Origin of the sequence: Nocardia australiensis (assembly GCF_020733705.1) — a bacterium.
In the GTDB taxonomy this organism is placed as follows: Bacteria; Actinomycetota; Actinomycetes; order Mycobacteriales; family Mycobacteriaceae; genus Nocardia; species Nocardia australiensis.
The window spans coordinates 2,569,587-2,588,139 of record NZ_JAJFZM010000001.1; the positions used below are offsets into that span (position 1 = coordinate 2,569,587).

General features: G+C 66.1%; 18 protein-coding genes. 13 read left to right on the forward strand and 5 right to left on the reverse strand.

Going from position 1 to position 18,553, the window contains the following annotated elements:
- Positions 1-36: 36 nt before the first annotated feature.
- The 7 genes from LKE06_RS11490 (at position 37) to tsaD (ending at position 6,687) form a co-directional block, all read left to right on the forward strand.
- Positions 37-1,479 (forward strand): NAD(P)H-hydrate dehydratase, encoded by a 1,443-nt coding sequence (locus LKE06_RS11490; RefSeq protein ID WP_227998603.1) that lies wholly within the window; start codon positions 37-39, stop codon positions 1,477-1,479.
- Positions 1,480-1,705: 226 nt separating this feature from the next.
- The gene (alr, locus tag LKE06_RS11495; RefSeq protein WP_372477362.1) at positions 1,706-2,830 is read left to right on the forward strand and encodes an alanine racemase; all 1,125 of its coding nucleotides are present in this window, start codon (positions 1,706-1,708) and stop codon (positions 2,828-2,830) included.
- The gene (locus LKE06_RS11500) at positions 2,827-3,927 is read left to right on the forward strand and encodes an alpha/beta fold hydrolase (RefSeq protein ID WP_227998605.1); all 1,101 of its coding nucleotides are present in this window, start codon (positions 2,827-2,829) and stop codon (positions 3,925-3,927) included. The genes alr and LKE06_RS11500 overlap by 4 nt, the downstream gene beginning before the upstream one ends.
- Positions 3,920-4,372, forward strand: a complete 453-nt coding sequence (gene tsaE, locus LKE06_RS11505) for a tRNA (adenosine(37)-N6)-threonylcarbamoyltransferase complex ATPase subunit type 1 TsaE (RefSeq protein WP_227998606.1) — start codon at positions 3,920-3,922, stop codon at positions 4,370-4,372. Before LKE06_RS11500 ends, tsaE begins: the two co-directional genes overlap by 8 nt.
- Positions 4,373-4,427: 55 nt before the next feature.
- Complete coding sequence (tsaB, locus tag LKE06_RS11510) at positions 4,428-5,135, forward strand: tRNA (adenosine(37)-N6)-threonylcarbamoyltransferase complex dimerization subunit type 1 TsaB (protein ID WP_227998607.1); 708 nt, start codon at positions 4,428-4,430, stop codon at positions 5,133-5,135.
- A 5-nt stretch (positions 5,136-5,140) separates the two neighbouring features.
- On the forward strand, positions 5,141-5,647 hold the full coding sequence (gene rimI, locus LKE06_RS11515; protein WP_227998608.1) for a ribosomal protein S18-alanine N-acetyltransferase: 507 nt from the start codon (positions 5,141-5,143) through the stop codon (positions 5,645-5,647).
- Positions 5,644-6,687 (forward strand): tRNA (adenosine(37)-N6)-threonylcarbamoyltransferase complex transferase subunit TsaD, encoded by a 1,044-nt coding sequence (tsaD, locus tag LKE06_RS11520; protein WP_227998609.1) that lies wholly within the window; start codon positions 5,644-5,646, stop codon positions 6,685-6,687. The genes rimI and tsaD overlap by 4 nt, the downstream gene beginning before the upstream one ends.
- Before the next feature lie 17 nt (positions 6,688-6,704).
- Here the strand turns inward: tsaD and LKE06_RS11525 are convergent, their stop codons facing one another.
- Positions 6,705-8,261 carry a DUF7159 family protein gene (locus LKE06_RS11525; protein ID WP_227998610.1) on the reverse strand — a complete coding sequence of 519 codons (1,557 nt, stop codon included), beginning with the start codon at positions 8,259-8,261 and terminating at the stop codon, positions 6,705-6,707.
- A gap of 668 nt (positions 8,262-8,929) precedes the next feature.
- On the opposite strand from LKE06_RS11525, the gene groES reads away from it, so the two are divergent.
- The gene (groES, locus tag LKE06_RS11530; protein WP_194817442.1) at positions 8,930-9,229 is read left to right on the forward strand and encodes a co-chaperone GroES; all 300 of its coding nucleotides are present in this window, start codon (positions 8,930-8,932) and stop codon (positions 9,227-9,229) included.
- A gap of 136 nt (positions 9,230-9,365) precedes the next feature.
- The gene (groL, locus tag LKE06_RS11535; protein WP_227998611.1) at positions 9,366-10,985 is read left to right on the forward strand and encodes a chaperonin GroEL; all 1,620 of its coding nucleotides are present in this window, start codon (positions 9,366-9,368) and stop codon (positions 10,983-10,985) included.
- A 121-nt stretch (positions 10,986-11,106) separates the two neighbouring features.
- Here groL and LKE06_RS11540 read toward each other — a convergent pair whose 3' ends face one another.
- The 3 genes from LKE06_RS11540 to LKE06_RS11550 form a co-directional block, all read right to left on the reverse strand.
- Positions 11,107-11,355, reverse strand: coding sequence for an RskA family anti-sigma factor (locus tag LKE06_RS11540; protein ID WP_227998612.1), 249 nt, complete (start codon positions 11,353-11,355; stop codon positions 11,107-11,109).
- Between the two features lies 1 nt (position 11,356).
- Positions 11,357-11,932: a sigma-70 family RNA polymerase sigma factor gene (locus LKE06_RS11545; protein ID WP_227998613.1), complete on the reverse strand. Its 576-nt coding sequence runs from the start codon at positions 11,930-11,932 to the stop codon at positions 11,357-11,359.
- 417 nt (positions 11,933-12,349) lie between these two features.
- Complete coding sequence (locus tag LKE06_RS11550; RefSeq protein WP_040704593.1) at positions 12,350-12,643, reverse strand: WhiB family transcriptional regulator; 294 nt, start codon at positions 12,641-12,643, stop codon at positions 12,350-12,352.
- Between the two features lie 624 nt (positions 12,644-13,267).
- On the opposite strand from LKE06_RS11550, the gene LKE06_RS11555 reads away from it, so the two are divergent.
- The 3 genes from LKE06_RS11555 (at position 13,268) to LKE06_RS11565 (ending at position 16,010) form a co-directional block, all read left to right on the forward strand.
- Complete coding sequence (locus LKE06_RS11555) at positions 13,268-14,152, forward strand: hypothetical protein (protein ID WP_227998614.1); 885 nt, start codon at positions 13,268-13,270, stop codon at positions 14,150-14,152.
- Positions 14,153-14,359: 207 nt separating this feature from the next.
- Positions 14,360-14,938: a sigma-70 family RNA polymerase sigma factor gene (locus LKE06_RS11560; protein WP_227998615.1), complete on the forward strand. Its 579-nt coding sequence runs from the start codon at positions 14,360-14,362 to the stop codon at positions 14,936-14,938.
- A complete protein-coding gene (locus LKE06_RS11565) occupies positions 14,931-16,010 on the forward strand; it encodes an anti-sigma-D factor RsdA (protein ID WP_227998616.1) in 1,080 nt (359 codons plus the stop codon). Before LKE06_RS11560 ends, LKE06_RS11565 begins: the two co-directional genes overlap by 8 nt.
- 96 nt (positions 16,011-16,106) lie before the next feature.
- Here LKE06_RS11565 and LKE06_RS11570 read toward each other — a convergent pair whose 3' ends face one another.
- Entirely contained in the window at positions 16,107-16,520 is a 414-nt protein-coding gene (locus LKE06_RS11570) for a DUF5319 domain-containing protein (protein ID WP_011207424.1), read from the reverse strand.
- A 258-nt stretch (positions 16,521-16,778) separates the two neighbouring features.
- On the opposite strand from LKE06_RS11570, the gene guaB reads away from it, so the two are divergent.
- Entirely contained in the window at positions 16,779-18,323 is a 1,545-nt protein-coding gene (guaB, locus tag LKE06_RS11575) for an IMP dehydrogenase (RefSeq protein WP_305082797.1), read from the forward strand.
- Positions 18,324-18,553: the final 230 nt, after the last annotated feature.

Genomic DNA, 18,553 nt, shown 5'->3' on the forward strand with positions numbered 1-18,553 from the left:
CACAGCAGTTCCGATCAACGCGATGGAGGCGAGTTAATGTCGGACCAGCGGGGATACTTCACCGCCGACGAGGTGCGGGCGGCCGAAGCCGAGCTGTTCACCCGAGTCCCGGACGGGGTGCCGATGCAACGCGCCGCGTACGGTCTGGCCACGATCGTCGCGAGGGAATTGCGCGCGAGAACCGGTGGGATTGCCGGACGATCGGTCACACTGCTGGTCGGCTCGGGTGACAACGGAGGCGACACCCTGTGGGCCGGATCGATGCTGCGCCGCCGCGGCGTCACCGTCACCGCCGTGCTGTTGAATCCCGAACGCGCACACGCGGCAGGGCTCGCCGCGCTGCGAAACTCCGGTGGGCGAGTGCGATCCGAAATCGGCGATCCCGACCTGGTGGTGGATGGCATCGTCGGCATCTCCGGGCGCGGAGCGCTGCGACCCAATGCCGCCGAACTCGTTGCGACGGTCGATGTTCCGATTATCGCGGCGGATCTGCCCAGCGGCGTCGATCCGGATACCGGTGCGGTCGATGGCCCGGCCGTGCGAGCTGATGTCACTGTCGCATTCGGCGCCTACAAGCCGGTTCACGTCCTGGCCGCACCGCATTGCGGGCGAATCGAATTGGTACCCATCGGCTTACGCTTGCTGGAACCGAACCTGGCCGCGCTGGAACCCGCGTCGATCGGTGCGAGCTGGCCGGTGCCTGGTCCCGCCGACGATAAATACACCCAGGGTGTCACCGGTGTATGCGCGGGCAGCGCAACGTATCCGGGCGCCGCGGTCCTGTGCACCGGAGCCGCGGTCGCGGCGACCTCGGGCATGGTCCGCTACACCGGTGCCGGCGCGGCCAGCGTACTGGCACATTTCCCCGAGGTCATCGCCGCGCCGAGTTTCGCGCAGACCGGTCGAGTCCAGGCTTGGGTATTCGGCCCAGGGGCGGGCACCGACGCCGACGCACAGGCCCGGCTCGCCGAAGTCCTCGCCACCGATGTTCCGGTTGTCATCGACGCCGATGGTCTCACCATGCTCGGCGCCGATCCCAGCCTTGTCCGCGGCCGTTGCGCCGCGACCGTACTGACCCCGCACGCAGGGGAATTTGCCAGGCTGGCCGGACGCGACGCAGGTCAGGATCGAGTTGGCGCCGTCCGCGCGCTCGCGGACTCCTGGCAGGTCACCATCCTGCTGAAGGGCCGCGCCACCCTTGTCGCGGCCCCGGGCGCACCGGTACTCGTCAACGAAGCGGGCGGCTCCTGGGCCTCGACCGCGGGCGCGGGCGATGTCCTCGCCGGCCTCATCGGCGCCCTACTCGCCGCGGGGCACAACCCCGCCTGGTCCGCCGCTGCCGCCGCCCGCGTCCATTCCCTCGCCGCGAACCTCGCCGCCTACCAAAACCGCCCGGCCGCAGCCCCCATCTCGGCGACTCCACTACTCGAATACATCCGCTCCGCCATCGGCAACCTGCGAGCTCTCGCCGTCGACTGACCTGCGCCAGCCCCTCGTCGGTGGCACCTGCTTGCCGCATTACCGCAAACCGGTTTCAGTCAGAATTCGGCGCCCCCATTACACTCATGCCGAAGCCAACGCAACACATGGTTTCATAACGACATGGGCAACTCGCCGGGTACGCCCAAAACTTGGCCGAATACTGTCGGTCGCCAACGCTGACCATCTGGTACCCGGTCTGGCCAAAAAAACGCGGAGAGGCGGGATAGTGCAGGTTGAGACGGTCGTCGATCTGGACGCCATTGCTCACAATGTGCGCGTCCTGCGTGAGCATGCCGGTGACGCCGCCGTGATGGTGGTGGTGAAGGCCGACGGCTACAACCATGGTGCCGTCGAGGTCGGGCGGGCCGCGCTGGCGGCAGGGGCGGCCGAACTCGGTGTCACCACGATCGATGAAGCGGTCGCGTTGCGCGCCGCGGGCATCGAGGCACCGATCCTGTGCTGGCTGAACAACTCCGACGCGGACTTCGGCGCGGCTATTTCCGCCGATATCGAGATCGGCGTGTCTTCACTCGCACACCTTCGCGCCGTCGAGGCGGCCGCGCTCCGCGTCGGCCGCTGCGCGATCGTCACCCTCAAGGTCGATACCGGCCTCAACCGCAATGGCATATCGGCGACCGAATATCCGCAGGTGCTCGCGGCGCTGCGCGCCCTCGTCGACGATCATGTGGTGCGGTTCCGGGCGGTCTTCTCCCATCTCGCGCACGCCGACGAACCTGATCATCCGATGATCGATATGCAACGTGATCGCTTCCTCGAAGCCATCGCCACCGCCAAGGAATATGGCCTGGAGCCCGAATTGGTACACCTGGCGAATTCGGCGGCCACCCTGACCCGCCCCGATCTGGCGTTCGACATGGTGCGCCCCGGTATCGCCGCGTACGGACTGACCCCAGTTCCTGAGGTCTCCGATTTCGGATTGCGTCCGGCGATGACCTTCCAGGCCAGGGTGGTGCTGGTGAAGAAGGTCGCCGCGGGGGAGGGCGTGTCCTACGGTCACCAGTGGATCGCGCCACACGACACCACCGTCGCGCTCGTCCCGGCCGGATACGCCGACGGTGTATTCCGCAATCTGAGCGGTCGTTTCGAGGTGCTGCTCGGCGGGGCGCTGCGACCCAACGTCGGCCGGGTCTGTATGGACCAGTTCGTCGTCGATATGGGCGACAACGCGGCGGGCGTCGTGGAGGGTGATACCGCGGTCCTGTTCGGCGGCGCCGATGGCGAACCGCGCGCCCAGGACTGGGCCGACGCGCTCGGGACAATCCACTACGAGGTCGTATGTTCTCCGCGCGGCCGAGTGATTCGACGGCATATGGGTGGCATCGGATGAGTAGATCGAAACTGTTGGAATGTGGTGGTGCCATGCTGCGCGGCGGAATGGCGACCGCGGGCGCGGTCGGTGCGCTGGCCGGTGTACACGCGCTGCGGCGGGCGGGAGCACAGGTGCTGTGGCCTGCCCGCCGCGACGAATACCGTGACGAGAATTTCGCGCTGATCGACGAGGATCGCGGGAATGTGGTGCTCGCCGAGGACGGGGTGCGGCTGGCCACCAGGGAATGCGGTCCCGAGGACGCGCCGGTCACCGTGATTTTCGTGCACGGCCTCTGTAACAGCATGGCGTCGTTCCACTTTCAGCGACGCGACCTGGAAAAGCGTTGGGGCCCACTGGCTCGCCTGGTGTTCTTCGATCAGCGTGGCCACGGTGATTCCGGCACGCCGGCCACCAAGAGCTGCACGGTCGCCCAGCTCGGCCGCGATCTGGCCGCGGTAATCGAGTCGCGCGCACCGGCGGGACCGGTTGTGCTGGTTGGGCATTCGCTGGGTGGGATGGCTGTGCTCGCCGCGGCCGCGCAATTCCCGGATCTGTTCGCCGCGCGCGTTATCGGTATCGGTCTGCTCTCGACAGCGGCCGCGGAGGTCACCTCGACCGGGATCGCGCAACTACTCCGTCATCCGGCGGTCGATGGATTTCGGCTCGCCGTGCACACCGCACCGGCACTCGTCCAGGCGAGTCGTGTCATCGCACGGCATGTGATCACGCCGATTCTGCACGTCAGCTCCTATTGCGGACCGGTGAGCCCGACTCTGTCCCGATTCACCACCATGATGATCGATCGCACCCCGGTCGAAACGATCGTGAAATTCCTCAAAGCGATCGAGTTGCACGATGAATCGGCGGCCCTGCCGATCCTGGAGCGGCGCCCGGCGCTGGTCGTCGGTGGCACCCACGATCTGGTGATCCCGTTCCGCAACTCCCGCGCACTGGCGCGCGCGCTGCCCGAGAGCGAACTCATCCGTCTCGACGGCGCCGCGCATATGGCGCACCTGCAGTTCCCGGACATCGTCAACGACGCGCTGGATCGACTACTGGTGCGGGCCTGTGCGATCGAGCGCGCGGCTACCGCGTCGGAGGCACTCGGTGGCTGAGCGGCGACAGCGCATCCTGCCTAAGGTCGAGGACACCGAAGCGTTTGGGCGTGAACTCGCCACCGAACTGCGTGCCGGTGACCTGGTGGTGCTCGACGGTCCGCTCGGTGCGGGCAAGACAGCGCTGACGCGTGGCATTGCCGCCGGACTCGGCGTGCGGGGGCGGGTCAGTTCGCCGACGTTCATCATTGCCCGCCAGCACCGGGCCGGGCAGCGCGAAGGCGCAGAACCGGTGCCGCTGGTGCATGTGGACGCGTATCGGCTCGGCGGCGACCTCGACGAACTGGATGCCCTGGATCTAGACACGGATCTGCATCACGCGGTCGTGGTCGTGGAGTGGGGCAGCGGTGTGGTCGAGCATCTGGCCGAGCGTCACCTGTACGTGCTGTTGTCGCGGGAACCGGATTCCGAGGTGCGCACAGCCATCTGGGAATGGGTGCATTAGCTACTGCATAGCTCCGCGCCGGTCGCACCTACCAACCGGTATCGTTAGGCCAATCATGCTTGTACTAGCCGTCGACACCGCGACACCCGCCGTTACAGCGGGATTGGTGGAACTGGAGCAGGCCACCTCGGTGGGGTCGGCCGGGGTGGCCACCACGGCCGGCGTGCGTACCCTCGCGTCTCGCGTGCGGGTCGATCCCCGCGCGCACGCCGAGGTGCTCACTCCGCAAATCCTCGAATGTCTCACCGAGGCAGGCCGTTCCAGGTCCGATATCACCGCCGTTGTGGTCGGTATCGGCCCCGGCCCGTTTACCGGTCTTCGGGTCGGAATGGCCACCGCCGCCGCATTCGGTGATGCGCTGAACATTCCGGTGCACGGGGTGTGCAGTCTCGACACGATCGCCGCCGACGCCGCGGCCGATCTCGCCGCGGACAGCGAGCTACTCGTCGTCACCGACGCGCGCAGGCGCGAGGTGTACTGGGCGCGCTACCGCGACGGTGTGCGCGTCGCAGGGCCGGATGTGACCAAGCCCGCGGACCTGGACGCACCGCACGCCACCGTGATTGCCGGATCGGCCTCGCACGTCGACTTCTTCGATCTGCCGGTGCTGCCGGTGGAAACTCCTTCGCCCGCCGGGCTGGTGCGCGTCGCGGCTGATGAGTTACTCGTCGGTGCCGCGCCGCGACCGCTGGTCCCGATGTATCTGCGCAGGCCGGACGCGGTCGAACGCAGCTATCGCACCCTCGACCCGACGGGAGCGTGAGATCGATGACGATCCGAATCGAGCCGATGGACGGCGTGGACATCGAGCGCTGCGTCGAACTCGAGCAACTGCTGTTCCCCGAGGACGATCCGTGGCAGGCGGTGTCGTTCCGATCGGAGCTGGCCGCGCCGCATAACTGGTACATCGTCGCTCGCGACGATGACGGGCGAATGGTCGGTTACGCGGGCGCCGCCCTGCTCGGTGACGAGCAACACCCCGAGGCCGAGGTGCATACCATCGGTGTCGATCCGTGCTGCCATCGTGCTGGCGTCGGCACGCTGCTGCTGGAGGCGCTGCTCGCCGAGGCAGGCAAGCGTGGCGGGCCGGTATTTCTCGAGGTCCGTACCGACAACGCCCCGGCGATCGCGATGTACGCCAAGCACGGCTTCCACATCATCGGGCTGCGCAAGAACTATTACCACCCGAGCGGTGCCGACGCCTACACCATGCGCAGGCCGGCGCTGACCGGAGCGGCCGCGGCCTGGGATATGGCCAAGGAGGTGCTGTCGTGATTGTCATGGGCATCGAAAGCTCTTGTGACGAAACGGGAGTCGGCGTCGTGCGTAGGCTCCCCGATGGCAGCTGCGAACTGCTCGCCGACGAGGTTGCCTCCAGTGTCGAGCAGCACGCGCGTTTCGGCGGTGTGGTCCCGGAAATCGCCTCGCGCGCCCACCTGGAGGCCGTCGTGCCCGCGATGCGCAGGGCGCTTGCGACCGCGGGCATCGCCAAGCCCGACGCGCTGGCAGTGACCATCGGTCCGGGACTGGCCGGTGCGCTGCTGGTCGGGGTCGCCGCCGCGAAAGCCTATGCGGCAGCGTGGGATGTACCGTTCTACGCGCTGAATCATCTCGGCGGGCATGTCGCAGTGGACACCCTCGAACACGGGCCGATGCCGCCGTGCGTCGCGCTGCTGGTCTCCGGTGGGCACACCCATCTGTTGCACGTCACCGATCTGGCCGCGCCGATCATCGAGCTCGGCAGCACTGTCGATGACGCGGCGGGTGAGGCGTTCGACAAGGTCGCCCGCCTGCTCGGCCTGGGTTTTCCCGGTGGGCCCGCGCTCGACGCCGCGGCGCGCGGCGGTGATCCGAACGCGATCGCCTTCCCACGCGGCATGACCGGACCCCGCGATCCGCGCTACGACTTCTCCTTCTCCGGACTGAAAACGGCGGTGGCCCGCTACGTGGAGGCGGCCCAGCGCAATGGCTTCACCGCCGCCGAACTGCCGATCCGCGATATCGCGGCCTCTTTTCAGGAATCGGTCGCCGACGTGCTCACCATGAAAGCGGTGCGCGCGGCGCAGGATGTCGGGGTCGACACCCTTGTCCTCGGCGGCGGCGCCACGGCCAACTCCCGAATCCGCTCGCTGGCCGAAGAGCGCTGTGCGGCAGCGGGTTTGACACTTCGTGTGCCGAAACCCCGGCTGTGTACCGATAACGGCGTAATGATCGCGGCGCTCGCCGCGCATGTAATCGCGGGCGGCGCAATACCTTCCCCGTTGACGGTCGCGACGGATCCCGGACTGCCGGTCTCGGTCAGCCAGGTCCACTGACCCGGTCGTTGCTGTCCCTACGGTGACTGATTCGGCGGCTCGGCTGAGCCCGCGGAACCGGAATTCGCCTTGGGGATCAGGGGAACTCCCGATCTCGCGGGCGCTTGGGTCGGTTCGGCACTCGGTACCGGGGTCTCGGCGGCCCCGCTGTGCTCGGGTGTGGTTGAGGAGCTTGTGGGCGGCGCGGATGGATTGCCGAACAACGGGCCGAGCAATTCCGGGAACGGGATAGGTGGCAGGTTCGGGTCCGGGCGCAGCGTGGGCTGCGTCGGGGTCGTGGTCGGCCCGGTCGTCGGTGTGGGGGTCACGCTGGGGTGGGTGGTTGACTGGGGCCGGTCGTCGGTGACCGACGGGGAACCGCTGTCGGTTGGGCGATTGGTGCTTTCCTGATTCTGGCTGGTGGCCGTGCCCCCGCTGGTCGACGGCAGCACCGCCGAGGTCTGCGACGGAGGCAAATGGGTGCTGCTGGTGGTACCCGCGGGGGAGATATCGTCATCGGCGGTCGGCGCGAACGTCTTGACCCCGTAGCCGATGATCAGCCCGACCACGACCACCGCTCCGGTGAGCGTGCCGACGACCTTGGCGAAGGTGCCGCCCGGTGCGTCGGGACCGAGCGTGCCCACCGGGAAGGCCGATGGCTGCGCGGCGTCGGCGACCAGTGCGGCGCCCTTGGCTATCGCGGCCTCCGGATCGGGCACGGTGAGCACCGGCACATCGAGCTCGGCGCTGAGCCTGGTGACCACTGCGGGGATATGCGCGCCGCCGCCGATCACGGCGACCGCCTGCGGGAATTTGGGTGCCCGCGCGAACACCCCGGTGGCGAAGACCGCTGTCTCGCCGAGTAGTTCGGCGATCAGCTCCTCGAAATCGGCCCTGGTCAGCTTTAGCGGCTGCCCCGCGACGTGGTCGATGGTGACGGCGGGCGCAATGGACAGGTGTTCCTTCGCGGCACGGCCGCGATTGGTCAACATGCCACGATTCGGCCGGGTGCCACGGCGGGCGTAGTGCAGGTCGACGAGGTGGTGATAGATGAGCTCGTCGATGGTGTTGCCGCTGATCGCGGTCGTGCGCTCGGTATGCAGGACGGTGCCGTCGACCTGATCGGCGACCGTAACGGTCAGTCCGGACGCGCCGAGGTCGATGATCGCGACCGTCTCGTAGCGGTCCACCAGGCCGGTATGACGCAGGTATGCCAGCGCCGCGGTGCCCTCCGGGATCAGCTGCAGGTCGCGCTGTTTGCCGGTGGCCGAGCGGATCAGCTGAGCCTGTTCCTTACTGCGATAGGCGACCGCGACACTGGTCGGCGGCCAACTGGACGCCGATTCCAGCCCGATCGAATGCGCGCCCGCGAAACGAGCGCCGACCGGGTGCGCGACATCGCGCGGCGATTGTGTGGTCGGAAGCTGGGTCGTCATGAGCTCGATCGATGACGCCACCAGATCGCCGAGATCGGAGTGAGCGGCGTCGGCCGAGACGACGCGGTAGTCGAAAACCTGGGCGCCGTTGGACGCGGTGGAAACGAGCGCCGAGCAAACGACCTCGTTCCCGGCTGAGATGCCGAGTGAGGTTCGCATGTCACCTCCCTTCGAGCGGATGGTCATCGTGTTGCCGACCATCTCGAATGGACTGCCGAACTTCTCGCTTGGCTGGCGAGCGATTCGGCCTCGGGATCCGGCCGACCCGTTGTCCGGATGGGTCGCTGTGGACGGCCATGGATCACGTGTGGTCTTGCCCTCTGGTGAAGCTTGTTCGCTTGTACTGTGACTGCTCGGCAGTTGGCGTAGTGTCGGGACGCTTTGTGCCGCTGACTATTTGGTAACGCTCCGTTCGCCCCGGTGTCGCCGCCCCCATGACGAGGGCAGCGAGCTCAGAGCGCCCGTTGTCCATACTGTCACAATCCGTTATCCGAACGTTACAGATTTGCTGATCTCTTGGGAAGCTCTCAGAGATGTGGGTATGGCGTGATACGAGCCACCGATATTCGGACCGGGCGGCAAATTGGCACAACCCAACCTTGAGCGCTGGCACTCTCATGTATAGAGTGCTAGTCGGCACTGAAAGTAGTGCTTGTGCCAATTTGACCACTGGCAGGGGTCCCGGCACCCGCGACGACGGGGCTATGCGCAGGGTCAGCATCGTGACCACTGGCGACTGCTTGCGGTCGCTCGATACAACACGACACCGATGGTCCGGGACAACAGTTCCGGACGACCGTATATCCCCTGAAAGTGGAGGGCTCAACGTGGCGAGCGTGAACATCAAGCCGCTCGAGGACAAGATCCTCGTCCAGGCCAACGAGGCCGAGACGACGACGGCCTCCGGCCTGGTCATCCCCGACACGGCGAAGGAGAAGCCGCAGGAGGGCACCGTCATCGCCGTCGGACAGGGTCGCGTCACCGATAAGGGTGACCGTATCCCGGTCGACGTCAAGGAGGGTGACACCGTCATCTACAGCAAGTACGGCGGCACCGAGATCAAGTACCAGGGCGAGGAATACCTCATCCTGTCGGCGCGCGACGTGCTGGCCGTCGTCACCAAGTGACCGAGCTCCGCACGGTCGGCTGACCGTGCTGCCCGGCCATTGCCGGGATCGAGTCGTCACGACACTGCCCCGGTTCCCCTGAGCGGGGCCGGGGCAGTTGTCGTTTCAGCACTGGAACCCTTAAGGAATAGGACTTATGGCAAAGCAGATCGAGTTCGACGAGAAGGCTCGCCGGGCTCTGGAACGCGGTGTCGACAAGCTTGCCGACGCCGTGAAGGTCACCCTCGGGCCGCGTGGCCGCCACGTTGTGCTCGCGAAGGCCTTCGGCGGCCCCACCGTCACCAACGACGGTGTCACCATCGCGCGCGAGATCGACCTCGAGGACCCCTTCGAGAATCTCGGCGCACAGCTGGTCAAGAGCGTCGCCACCAAGACCAACGATGTCGCCGGTGATGGCACCACCACCGCGACCGTGCTCGCGCAGGCGCTGGTGCGCGCCGGCCTGAAGAACATTGCCGCGGGCGCCAACCCGATCGCGCTCGGCTCCGGCATCAGCAAGGCCGCCGACGCCGTGTCGGCGGCGCTGCTCGCGGTGGCCACTCCGGTCTCCGGTGCGCAGGCCATCGCTCAGGTCGCCACCGTCTCCTCGCGCGACGAGGAAATCGGCGAAATGGTCGGCAAGGCACTGACCACTGTCGGCGCCGACGGCGTTGTCACCGTCGAGGAATCCTCGACGTTGCAGACCGAACTCGTTGTCACCGAGGGTGTTCAGTTCGACAAGGGCTACCTCTCGCCGTACTTCGTCACCGACGCCGACAGTCAGCAGGCCGTGCTCGAGGACGCCTTCATCCTGCTGAACCGGGAGAAGATCAGCTCGCTGCCGGATCTGCTTCCGCTGCTGGAGAAGATCGCCGAATCCGGCAAGCCGGTGCTGATCATCGCCGAGGATGTCGACGGCGAGGCGCTGTCCACCCTGGTCGTCAACTCCATCCGCAAGACCATCAAGGCCGTCGCGGTGAAGGCTCCGTTCTTCGGTGATCGCCGCAAGGCGTTCCTCGACGACCTCGCCGTTGTCACCGCGGGCACCGTGGTGAACCCGGATCTGGGTATCACGCTGCGCGAGGCGGGCATCGAGGTACTCGGCAAGGCGCGTCGTGTAGTCGTCTCCAAGGACGACACCACCATCATCGACGGTGCGGGCACCGCCGAGGACATCGCGGCCCGCGGCGCCCAGCTGCGTCGCGAGATCGAGGCCACCGACTCCGATTGGGACCGCGAGAAGCTCGAGGAGCGGCTGGCGAAACTGTCCGGTGGCGTCGCGGTCATCAAGGTCGGCGCGGCTACCGAGACCGCGCTCAAGGAGCGCAAGTACCGGGTCGAGGATGCGGTCAGCGCGGCGAAGGCCGCAGTCGACGAGGGTATTGTGCCCGGTGGCGGCAGTGCGCTTGTGCACGCGAGCGCCAAGCTCGTCGAACTGCGTGACTCGCTCTCCGGCGACGAGGCCGTCGGTGTCGAGGTGGTGCGGGCCGCACTGTCGGCACCGCTTTTCTGGATCGCGACCAACGCGGGCGTTGACGGTGCCGTGGTTGTCAGCAAGGTCGTCGAGGGCAAGGAAGGCTTCAACGCCGCCACCCTCAGCTACGGCGACCTGCTGACCGACGGTGTCGTCGATCCGGTGAAGGTGACCCGTTCGGCCGTTGTCAATGCGGCATCGGTGGCTCGCATGGTGCTCACCACCGAGAGCGCCGTGGTGGAGAAGCCTGCGGAAGAGGAAGACAACCACGGTCACGGTCACGGTCACGGTCACTCGCACTGAGCGCACCAACCGAAATGCGAAGGCCCCCCGGGACTGTTTCCCGGGGGGCCTTCGTTTCGAATAGGACTTATGAACGTTATGAACACAACTACGAAATCTGTAAGTTAAGTGCAGGGAACATTCAAGAGGCGACCGGTGGCTCTTCGGCGGCGATTGCGGCAAGCAATCGACCGCGGAGTGCCGGCGGAGGCGGCGCCTCGGTCACCTCCGCCAAAGCGGCAAGCACCTCTTTGGTCTGATGTACTTTCGCGATGAATTCCGCGCATAGCGCGGGGTCCTTGCTGAGCAGGGCTTCTATCGCGTGATGGTCTTCGTCGTCGATCGATCCGAGCGCGACGGTGTGCGCGAGATCGATCTGGGCTTTGTTCATCTCACGTCACCCCCAAACTTTTCTTCAGTCGTGTCAGTCCGTCCCGAATACGGGACTTGACGGTCGGTAACCCTACGCCGAGGTAGGTGGCTACTTCTGAGTAGGTTCGCCCGCCGTAATAGGCGAGCGAGATGGCTTCCCGTTGAGTCTGCGTCAATGTCGCGAGACCCGCCAGGACTTCCTGTTGTTCGAGCCTGCGCTCGACCTCTTCGGTGACTTCGTCGAATTCGTTGCCGAGAACCCTTATCCCGTAAGCGGCTTCGCGCTGGGTATGGGCCTGCTCGGCACGGACCCGGTCGACGGCCCGCCGGTGGGCCAGTGTCATCAACCATGTCACCGCCGACCCTTTCGTCGAGTCGAAACTGGCTGCGGCCCGCCAGATCTGGAGGAATACCTCCTGGGTGATCTCCTCCGCGTATCCGGGGTCATGGATAACCCGCAGCACCAGACCGAAAACGCGCGAACACGTCCGGTCGTATAGCTCGGCGAAAGCTTCTTGGTCGGACCGGCCGCATCGTTCGAGTAGGGCGGCAAGCTCGATACTTTCAGCTGCGCGTGCCGAGACCGCAGAATCCACGCTTGGTGGGATGGCTTCTCTTCGGAACGAGTCGCCCTCTGCGGCTGACGGCCGCGTTGTCACAACGCTCCATATTGTGTCATCAGTCACCACCGTAGCGTGGTGCTATGACCTCCCTTCCGGTGGGGTGCCCGAGGAAACCGCCTGTCGCCCAGCCGCTTTACGGAAGTCTCGACACGCTGGAGCTTCCATAGGGAACACGCCGCGACACGCCGATGGCTACCGTGAAACGCAGGGCTGGCGGCTTGTGGCCGTCGCCGGTGCGGGCATATCGGTGGTGACCGCGTTGAGCCCGCATTCCTTGTCTCGGATCCGAATGGAAGGCTCGGCCGTAGACGACTCCGGCCGGTGTGTTCCATGGTCGGTTGTTTGCTAGGGATTCGGCGCCCCGTGCCATGCGGATGGGAAGAGATTCGTTCAGACGGCCATTCTGCGGCGGTTACGCCGCGCGTGCATCTCGCGTTCGGTCTCCGACATTCCGCCCCAGATGCCGTAAGGCTCGCTAACTTTCAGTGCGTGGCTGCGGCACTGCATCAGCACCGGGCAGCTCCGGCAGATCTCTTTGGCGCGCATCTCGCGCGCGGTGCGGGCGCGGCCGCGTTCGCCGTCGGGATGAAAGAACACTGCGGAGTCCTGCCCGCGGCAGGACCCTCGCATCTGCCAGTCCCAGACATCGGCGTTCGGTCCGGGAAGGTGGGTCGGCATGGGCATGGTGAACTCCTCGTGGTGCGAGCTCGTCAGCGATGTCGAGCAGTTTGTTCTGCAACAGTTGTGGCCACGGCGCTGGGTCGGCGGCGGGCCGGAACCCGCCCTTGATGGTCGCTGCAATTTCGCGCGGCGCCGACCGTGGCGGTGAGCTACGTTAGGTCCAGCCGCGAAATTCCGTCAATAGTTCGACGCAGCAGTTTTCCAAATCTTAGGCTGCGAAATTTAACCTCCACGGTGTTTACATATTGCATTGCTTCTGGTGATACTGATCGGTTGATCCGTGGCCCGTATCAACTCGTATCGTCGGATTTGCGAGTGTATCCGCAGGTGGGTGTGTTTTGACGGTCGGCTTCCCATGTCTGGGTGGTTGATGGCGACGTGGGGGCCGTCACAGTGTCGATCCGGCTGTGGTAATGAGGCCGGATCGGAGATGGCGGAAACGGGACCGTGAGGTTAATTGCGCGAGGCGCATGTGAATTCTCGGGAACGGTGCTGTGGGATTGCCGATATGAGATTTACCTGATGGAAACATGGCGACGGTATTGGAAATGCTGTGCGGTTGCCGGTGTTGGTCATAGATGTTTCTTGTCGCACCGCCGGTTGTGGAACGCAGGATAGAGTTTGCCCGTGTTCGCGCCAGCTCTCCCTATATATACCGAGTCCCTCGTGCTCGCCGACGCGGCGTTCGGTAGCCACCCCGGCCTCGGCGCTGCCGAGTTGCCGGAACCTCGAAACCCCCTGGATTCCTGGCATCGGGCCGTGATACTCGGCGGCCGGGGTGACTATGCCGCGGCCCGTACCGAACTGCGACGGCTGCGGCGTAGCAGCGCCGACCCGGTGCTGCTATCGCTGGCAGCGAGCACCGAGGCATCGCTACTGCGTCAGCTCGGCTGGCATGCCCGTGCCTCGGCCGCCGACGGGCGGGCGGCCGCCTTGATCGTCCCTATTCACCTCGATGCCCCAGGACGCGACGGTCCGGATCGTCTCGATGCCAGCTGCGACGCACTGACCGGTCTCGCCGCAGACGCACTCGGCACCGGGAGGCTCGCGCTGGCCACCCGGCTACTGTCGCGCGCCCAGGATGCGATCGGTGCCGACGGCGCGCTCGGTCCTGACGGTGCGCTCGATATCGACCAGCCTCGCTGGCGGGCTCGGGTGCGTTGGCATTGGGTCTGCGCCGAGACCGCCCTCGCGTCGGGGGAGGCCGGGCCCGCGACCGTGCACGCCGAAACCGCGCTGCGGTTGGCGCGGCGGAGTCCGTCCATCCGGCATCGGGTCAAGTCCCTGCTGTTGGTGGCGGCGGCGTCGGCGGCCGTCGGCGAGACCACACGCGCGCTGTCTCTCGCCGAAACGGTCACCGCCGAGTGCCGTGCGTACGGACTGCTGCCGTTGCGCTGGGCGAGCGCCATGTTGCGCGCGGGAGTGTCGGTCGGGTCCGCGGCGGCCGACGCCACGGCCGAAGCCGCCGCGTGCGCCGCGACCATCGGCAGGCGTGGCGGACGATTCCGATAGCCCGCGCTCGGCCCTGTGCGCAGCCACGGCTGAGCCGCCGTGCAAGCCGCGCGCAGTGCCAGGGGGGCAGGGCTCGAGCGTCGTAGGTTGACCGTGTTGTCCGGTGCTCGCCGTCGTATCGCTATTGTTAGATCCGTTCCGCCACAACGGCGGAAGCACTGGTCATCACCGACCGTGCCACTTGTAACGCCAGGAAATTCTCTGACGATGACGAACATGGGCGAAGAGTTGGACCTCGCCGTCACTGCTGCTGCGCAGGGCGACAGATCCGCTTTAGCTCAGGTACTCGAACTGGTCCGCCCGTTGGTGGTGCGCTATTGCCGCGCGCGGATCGGCGCCGCGGAGCGAGGACAACTTTCTGCGGACGACGTTGCGCAGGAGGTGTGTCTGGCTGTGATGACCGCCTTGCCCAGGTATCAAGACCAGGGCAGGCCCTTCATGGCCTTCGTATACGGAATCGCTTCGCACAAGGTCGCTGATGCTCATCGCAATGCCGCCCGTAACAAGGCGGAGGCGATGGCCGAAGTACCAGATGTCATATCCACCGACCATGGTCCGGAACAACGAGCTCTCGAATCGGAAACGAGTCGGCAGATGAACAGTCTGCTCGCGACGCTTCCTGAGAAGCATCGGGAAATCTTGATCCTGCGATTGGTCATGGGTTTGTCAGCGGAAGAAACTGCGGTCGCCGTGGGCAGTACGGCGGGCGCTATACGAGTAGCCCAGCACAGGGCACTCGCGAAACTGAAGTCACAAGTGGCGAGGGCAGGTGAAATGTATGGCTAGGGATGGCAAGCGCGGTCGGGGCGATTGGAAAGCGCGGCTCGGATCGCGGAGCGACGGTCCCTACGCCGAGGGCGCCGGCGACACCGGTCCGGTGGACATTGCCGCGGTTCGTCGCGACGATGCGCTGATCGATGCCATAGCCGGCGACGAGCAGGTCCAGACCGACAGCGCGGAGGAGCTCCAGCTCGCGGCGCTATTGGCCAATTGGCGGGCCGAACTCGTCGCCGAGGCGATGCCGGAAGAACCGATCCTCGATGAGATCGTGGCGGCGGTAAACCAGGAGATCGGTGCTCGGCAGGTTCGTGTCGGTGCACAGACCGGCGGGCGTTTGAGGCTGCTTCGTCCCATCATGGGCACGGCGGCCGCGGTAGCGCTGGTTATCGGCGGTATGACAGCGTTCTCCTATAACGCCGAACCGGGCGATCCGCTCTGGCGGGTCAAGGAGGTCGTGTTCAGCGAGCAGGCCCAGACGACGGTGGTGCAGCGCGCCAGCGACGATCTGACCTCGGCCGAGCAGCTGATCGTCGCGGGCAATCCAGAGCTGGCCAAGGCCAAGCTCGATGGTGCGCGGCAAAACGTCTCCCAGATCGACGACACCAAGAAGCAGGACGATCTATCGGCCCGCTGGACCGCCGTGGTCGATCAGCTACGCAAGGTCGCCCCCGATATCGCGAGCTCGATCACGCAGACTCCGCCTCGGACCACCGAGCCGAAGCCCTCGGGTTCGTCGGAGGGCAACGCCCCGGTGACGCCGAAGCCGGGTGGCGACAGCAGCACGGTGCCGACCGTCATGGGCGTGCCTGGCGTGCCGTCGACCACGCCGCCGCCCGGGGAAACCACGACACCGGGTAAGCCGACCACCACTGAACCGCCGACAACGCCGGGCACCAGTGAGCCGACCACTCCGTCGCAACATCCGACCACAACGGCGACGCCGACCACCGTGGCCTCGCCCACGGTGGTCGAGCCGACCGGGGATACCGGTCTGCCAACGGAGCCGGTGACCCGTCCGTCCGTGCCGGAGAGCAATCCCGGATCCATCGTTCCAACCGGATCGGTCCCTGGTACCTAGAGCGTCACGCTACCGAGATATCAGTCCAGACACCGATCGCCTAGGACGGCGGTCGGCTTTCTTCGTGCGGCTACGAATTCAGCTGCCCAACCCGTATCAGCTGTCGAACCCGTCGAACCCGTCGCCGTGGAATGCCTCGTTCATCGAAGCGTCCGCGTAGCCACGGCAATAGTCCCAGGTGACATACGCTTCCGGCGTCGGGTCGTAGGCGGGCTCGTGCGGACGCACGGTGCCGTCGACCAGCAGCTGAAGCAGGTTGGCGCGCAGCATGTCCCAGTCGTGGTAGTGATCTTGCCTGCAGTCTTCGCAGCTGACGACCAGCCCTCGGATACCACGGTGCGCAAGTAGCGCCTCATACACCGCGAGGTCGGCGAGATCTTCCTCGACCGCAAGGCGCTCATGGGGATCCAGCGGCTCACCGGGCTCGATGGCGTCGAGCGCGGCGGACGGGTCGGAGGGGTCTCCGGCAAATGGATCCGGCGGCAAGCCAGGTGGTAGATGGTCACGCACATCCCCACGGTACGCAGAACAGGGCGGTCTGCGCCAGCTATGTGGCACGCCAGTTTCGTCGCCCGCGCTCATACGAGGCAGCCGAGTGCGAGTGAGGCGCGGTCGTTGGCGAGTTTGCGGGACAGATATCATAGGTGTCAGGCACCGGCCGGTCCCGACATCATTCCGGCGCCACCAACGTCCAATCCATCAGTTCGCGCGATGCCGATCGATCGATCGGCATCCGTCGCATTCGACGTCCAGGAGGGGTCGATCCGAATGAGTAATCCCGTACCGGGCGAACGAGACACCGTCCGCCCTCATACGGGTGGTGACGATCCGAACAAGGTCGCCATGCTCGGTCTCACGTTCGATGATGTGCTGCTGCTACCGGCCGCTTCGGATCTCATCCCCAGCTCGGTGGAAACCTCGAGCCAGTTGACCAGGGAGATCCGGCTGCGGACCCCGCTGGTCAGTTCGGCGATGGATACCGTCACCGAGGCCAGGATGGCGATCTCCATGGCCAGGGCGGGCGGCATGGGTGTGCTGCACCGCAACCTGGCGGTCGCCGATCAGGCCGCGCAGGTGGAAACCGTGAAACGGTCCGAGGCGGGCATGGTGACCGATCCGGTGACCTGTCGTCCGACCGACACCCTCGCCGAGGTCGACGCGATGTGCGCTCGATTCCGCATCTCCGGCCTGCCGGTGGTGGATGAGACCGGCGAACTTGTGGGCATCATCACCAATCGCGATATGCGTTTCGAGGTGGACCAGAACCGCCAGGTCGCCGATGTGATGACCAGAGCGCCGCTGATCACCGCGCAGGAGGGCGTCACCGCCGAGGCCGCGCTCGGACTGCTGCGCAGGCACAAGATCGAGAAGCTGCCGATCGTCGATGGTGGCGGCAGGCTGCGCGGGCTCATCACCGTCAAAGACTTCGTCAAGACCGATCAGTACCCCGACGCCACCAAAGACCGCGATGGCCGACTGCTGGTCGGTGCCGCGATCGGTGTCGGCGACGACTCGTGGTCGCGTGCCATGACGCTGGCCGACGCCGGTGTGGACGTGCTGATCGTCGATACCGCCCACGGTCACCAGGTGCAGGTGCTGCAGATGGTGACCAAGGTCAAGGCCGAGGTCGGCGACCGCATCCAGATCGTCGGCGGCAATGTGGCTACCAGGGCCGGTGCGGCCGCGCTCGTCGAGGCAGGCGCGGACGCGGTGAAGGTCGGTGTCGGTCCCGGCTCGATCTGCACGACGCGCGTGGTCGCCGGTGTCGGCGCGCCACAGATCACCGCCATCCTCGAGGCCGTCGCGGCCTGCAAGCCACATGGCGTGCCGGTGATCGCGGACGGTGGCATCCAGTTCTCCGGCGATATCGCCAAGGCGATCGCGGCGGGCGCGTCCACCGTCATGCTCGGCTCGGTGCTCGCGGGTACCGCCGAATCGCCCGGCGAGCTGATCCTGGTGGGCGGCAAGCAGTTCAAGAGCTACCGCGGTATGGGATCGCTCGGCGCCATGCAGGGCCGTGGTCAGGCGAAGTCCTACTCGAAGGACCGTTATTTCCAGGACGATGTGCTGGCCGAGGACAAACTGGTGCCCGAAGGCATCGAAGGCCGGGTGCCGTTCCGTGGATCGGTCAGTCCGGTGATCCACCAGCTCGTCGGCGGCCTGCGTGCCGCCATGGGCTACACCGGATCGCAGTCGATCGCGCACCTGCAGGAAGCTCAATTCGTGCAGATCACCGCGGCGGGCCTCAAGGAGAGCCACCCGCATGACATCACGATGACCGTCGAGGCCCCGAACTACACTGGTCGCGGCTAGTCGGTCGGCGGTTTTGTACTGACCGGTCTGTCTGTGCTGCATGATGGACCTGGTTCACGTGCCATTGCGGTACCGAGCCGGCAGTCGAGCGAGCGGTGGGTCAGGACGAACAGGTCGGGCCCACCGCCGACAAGTAGCCAACAGCGTTGCGACTCTTAACTACCGACGCCCCGACTCGGCACAACATCGTTTTTCGAGCGATACCAAGGGGGCCGCGAACACGCAGCGCC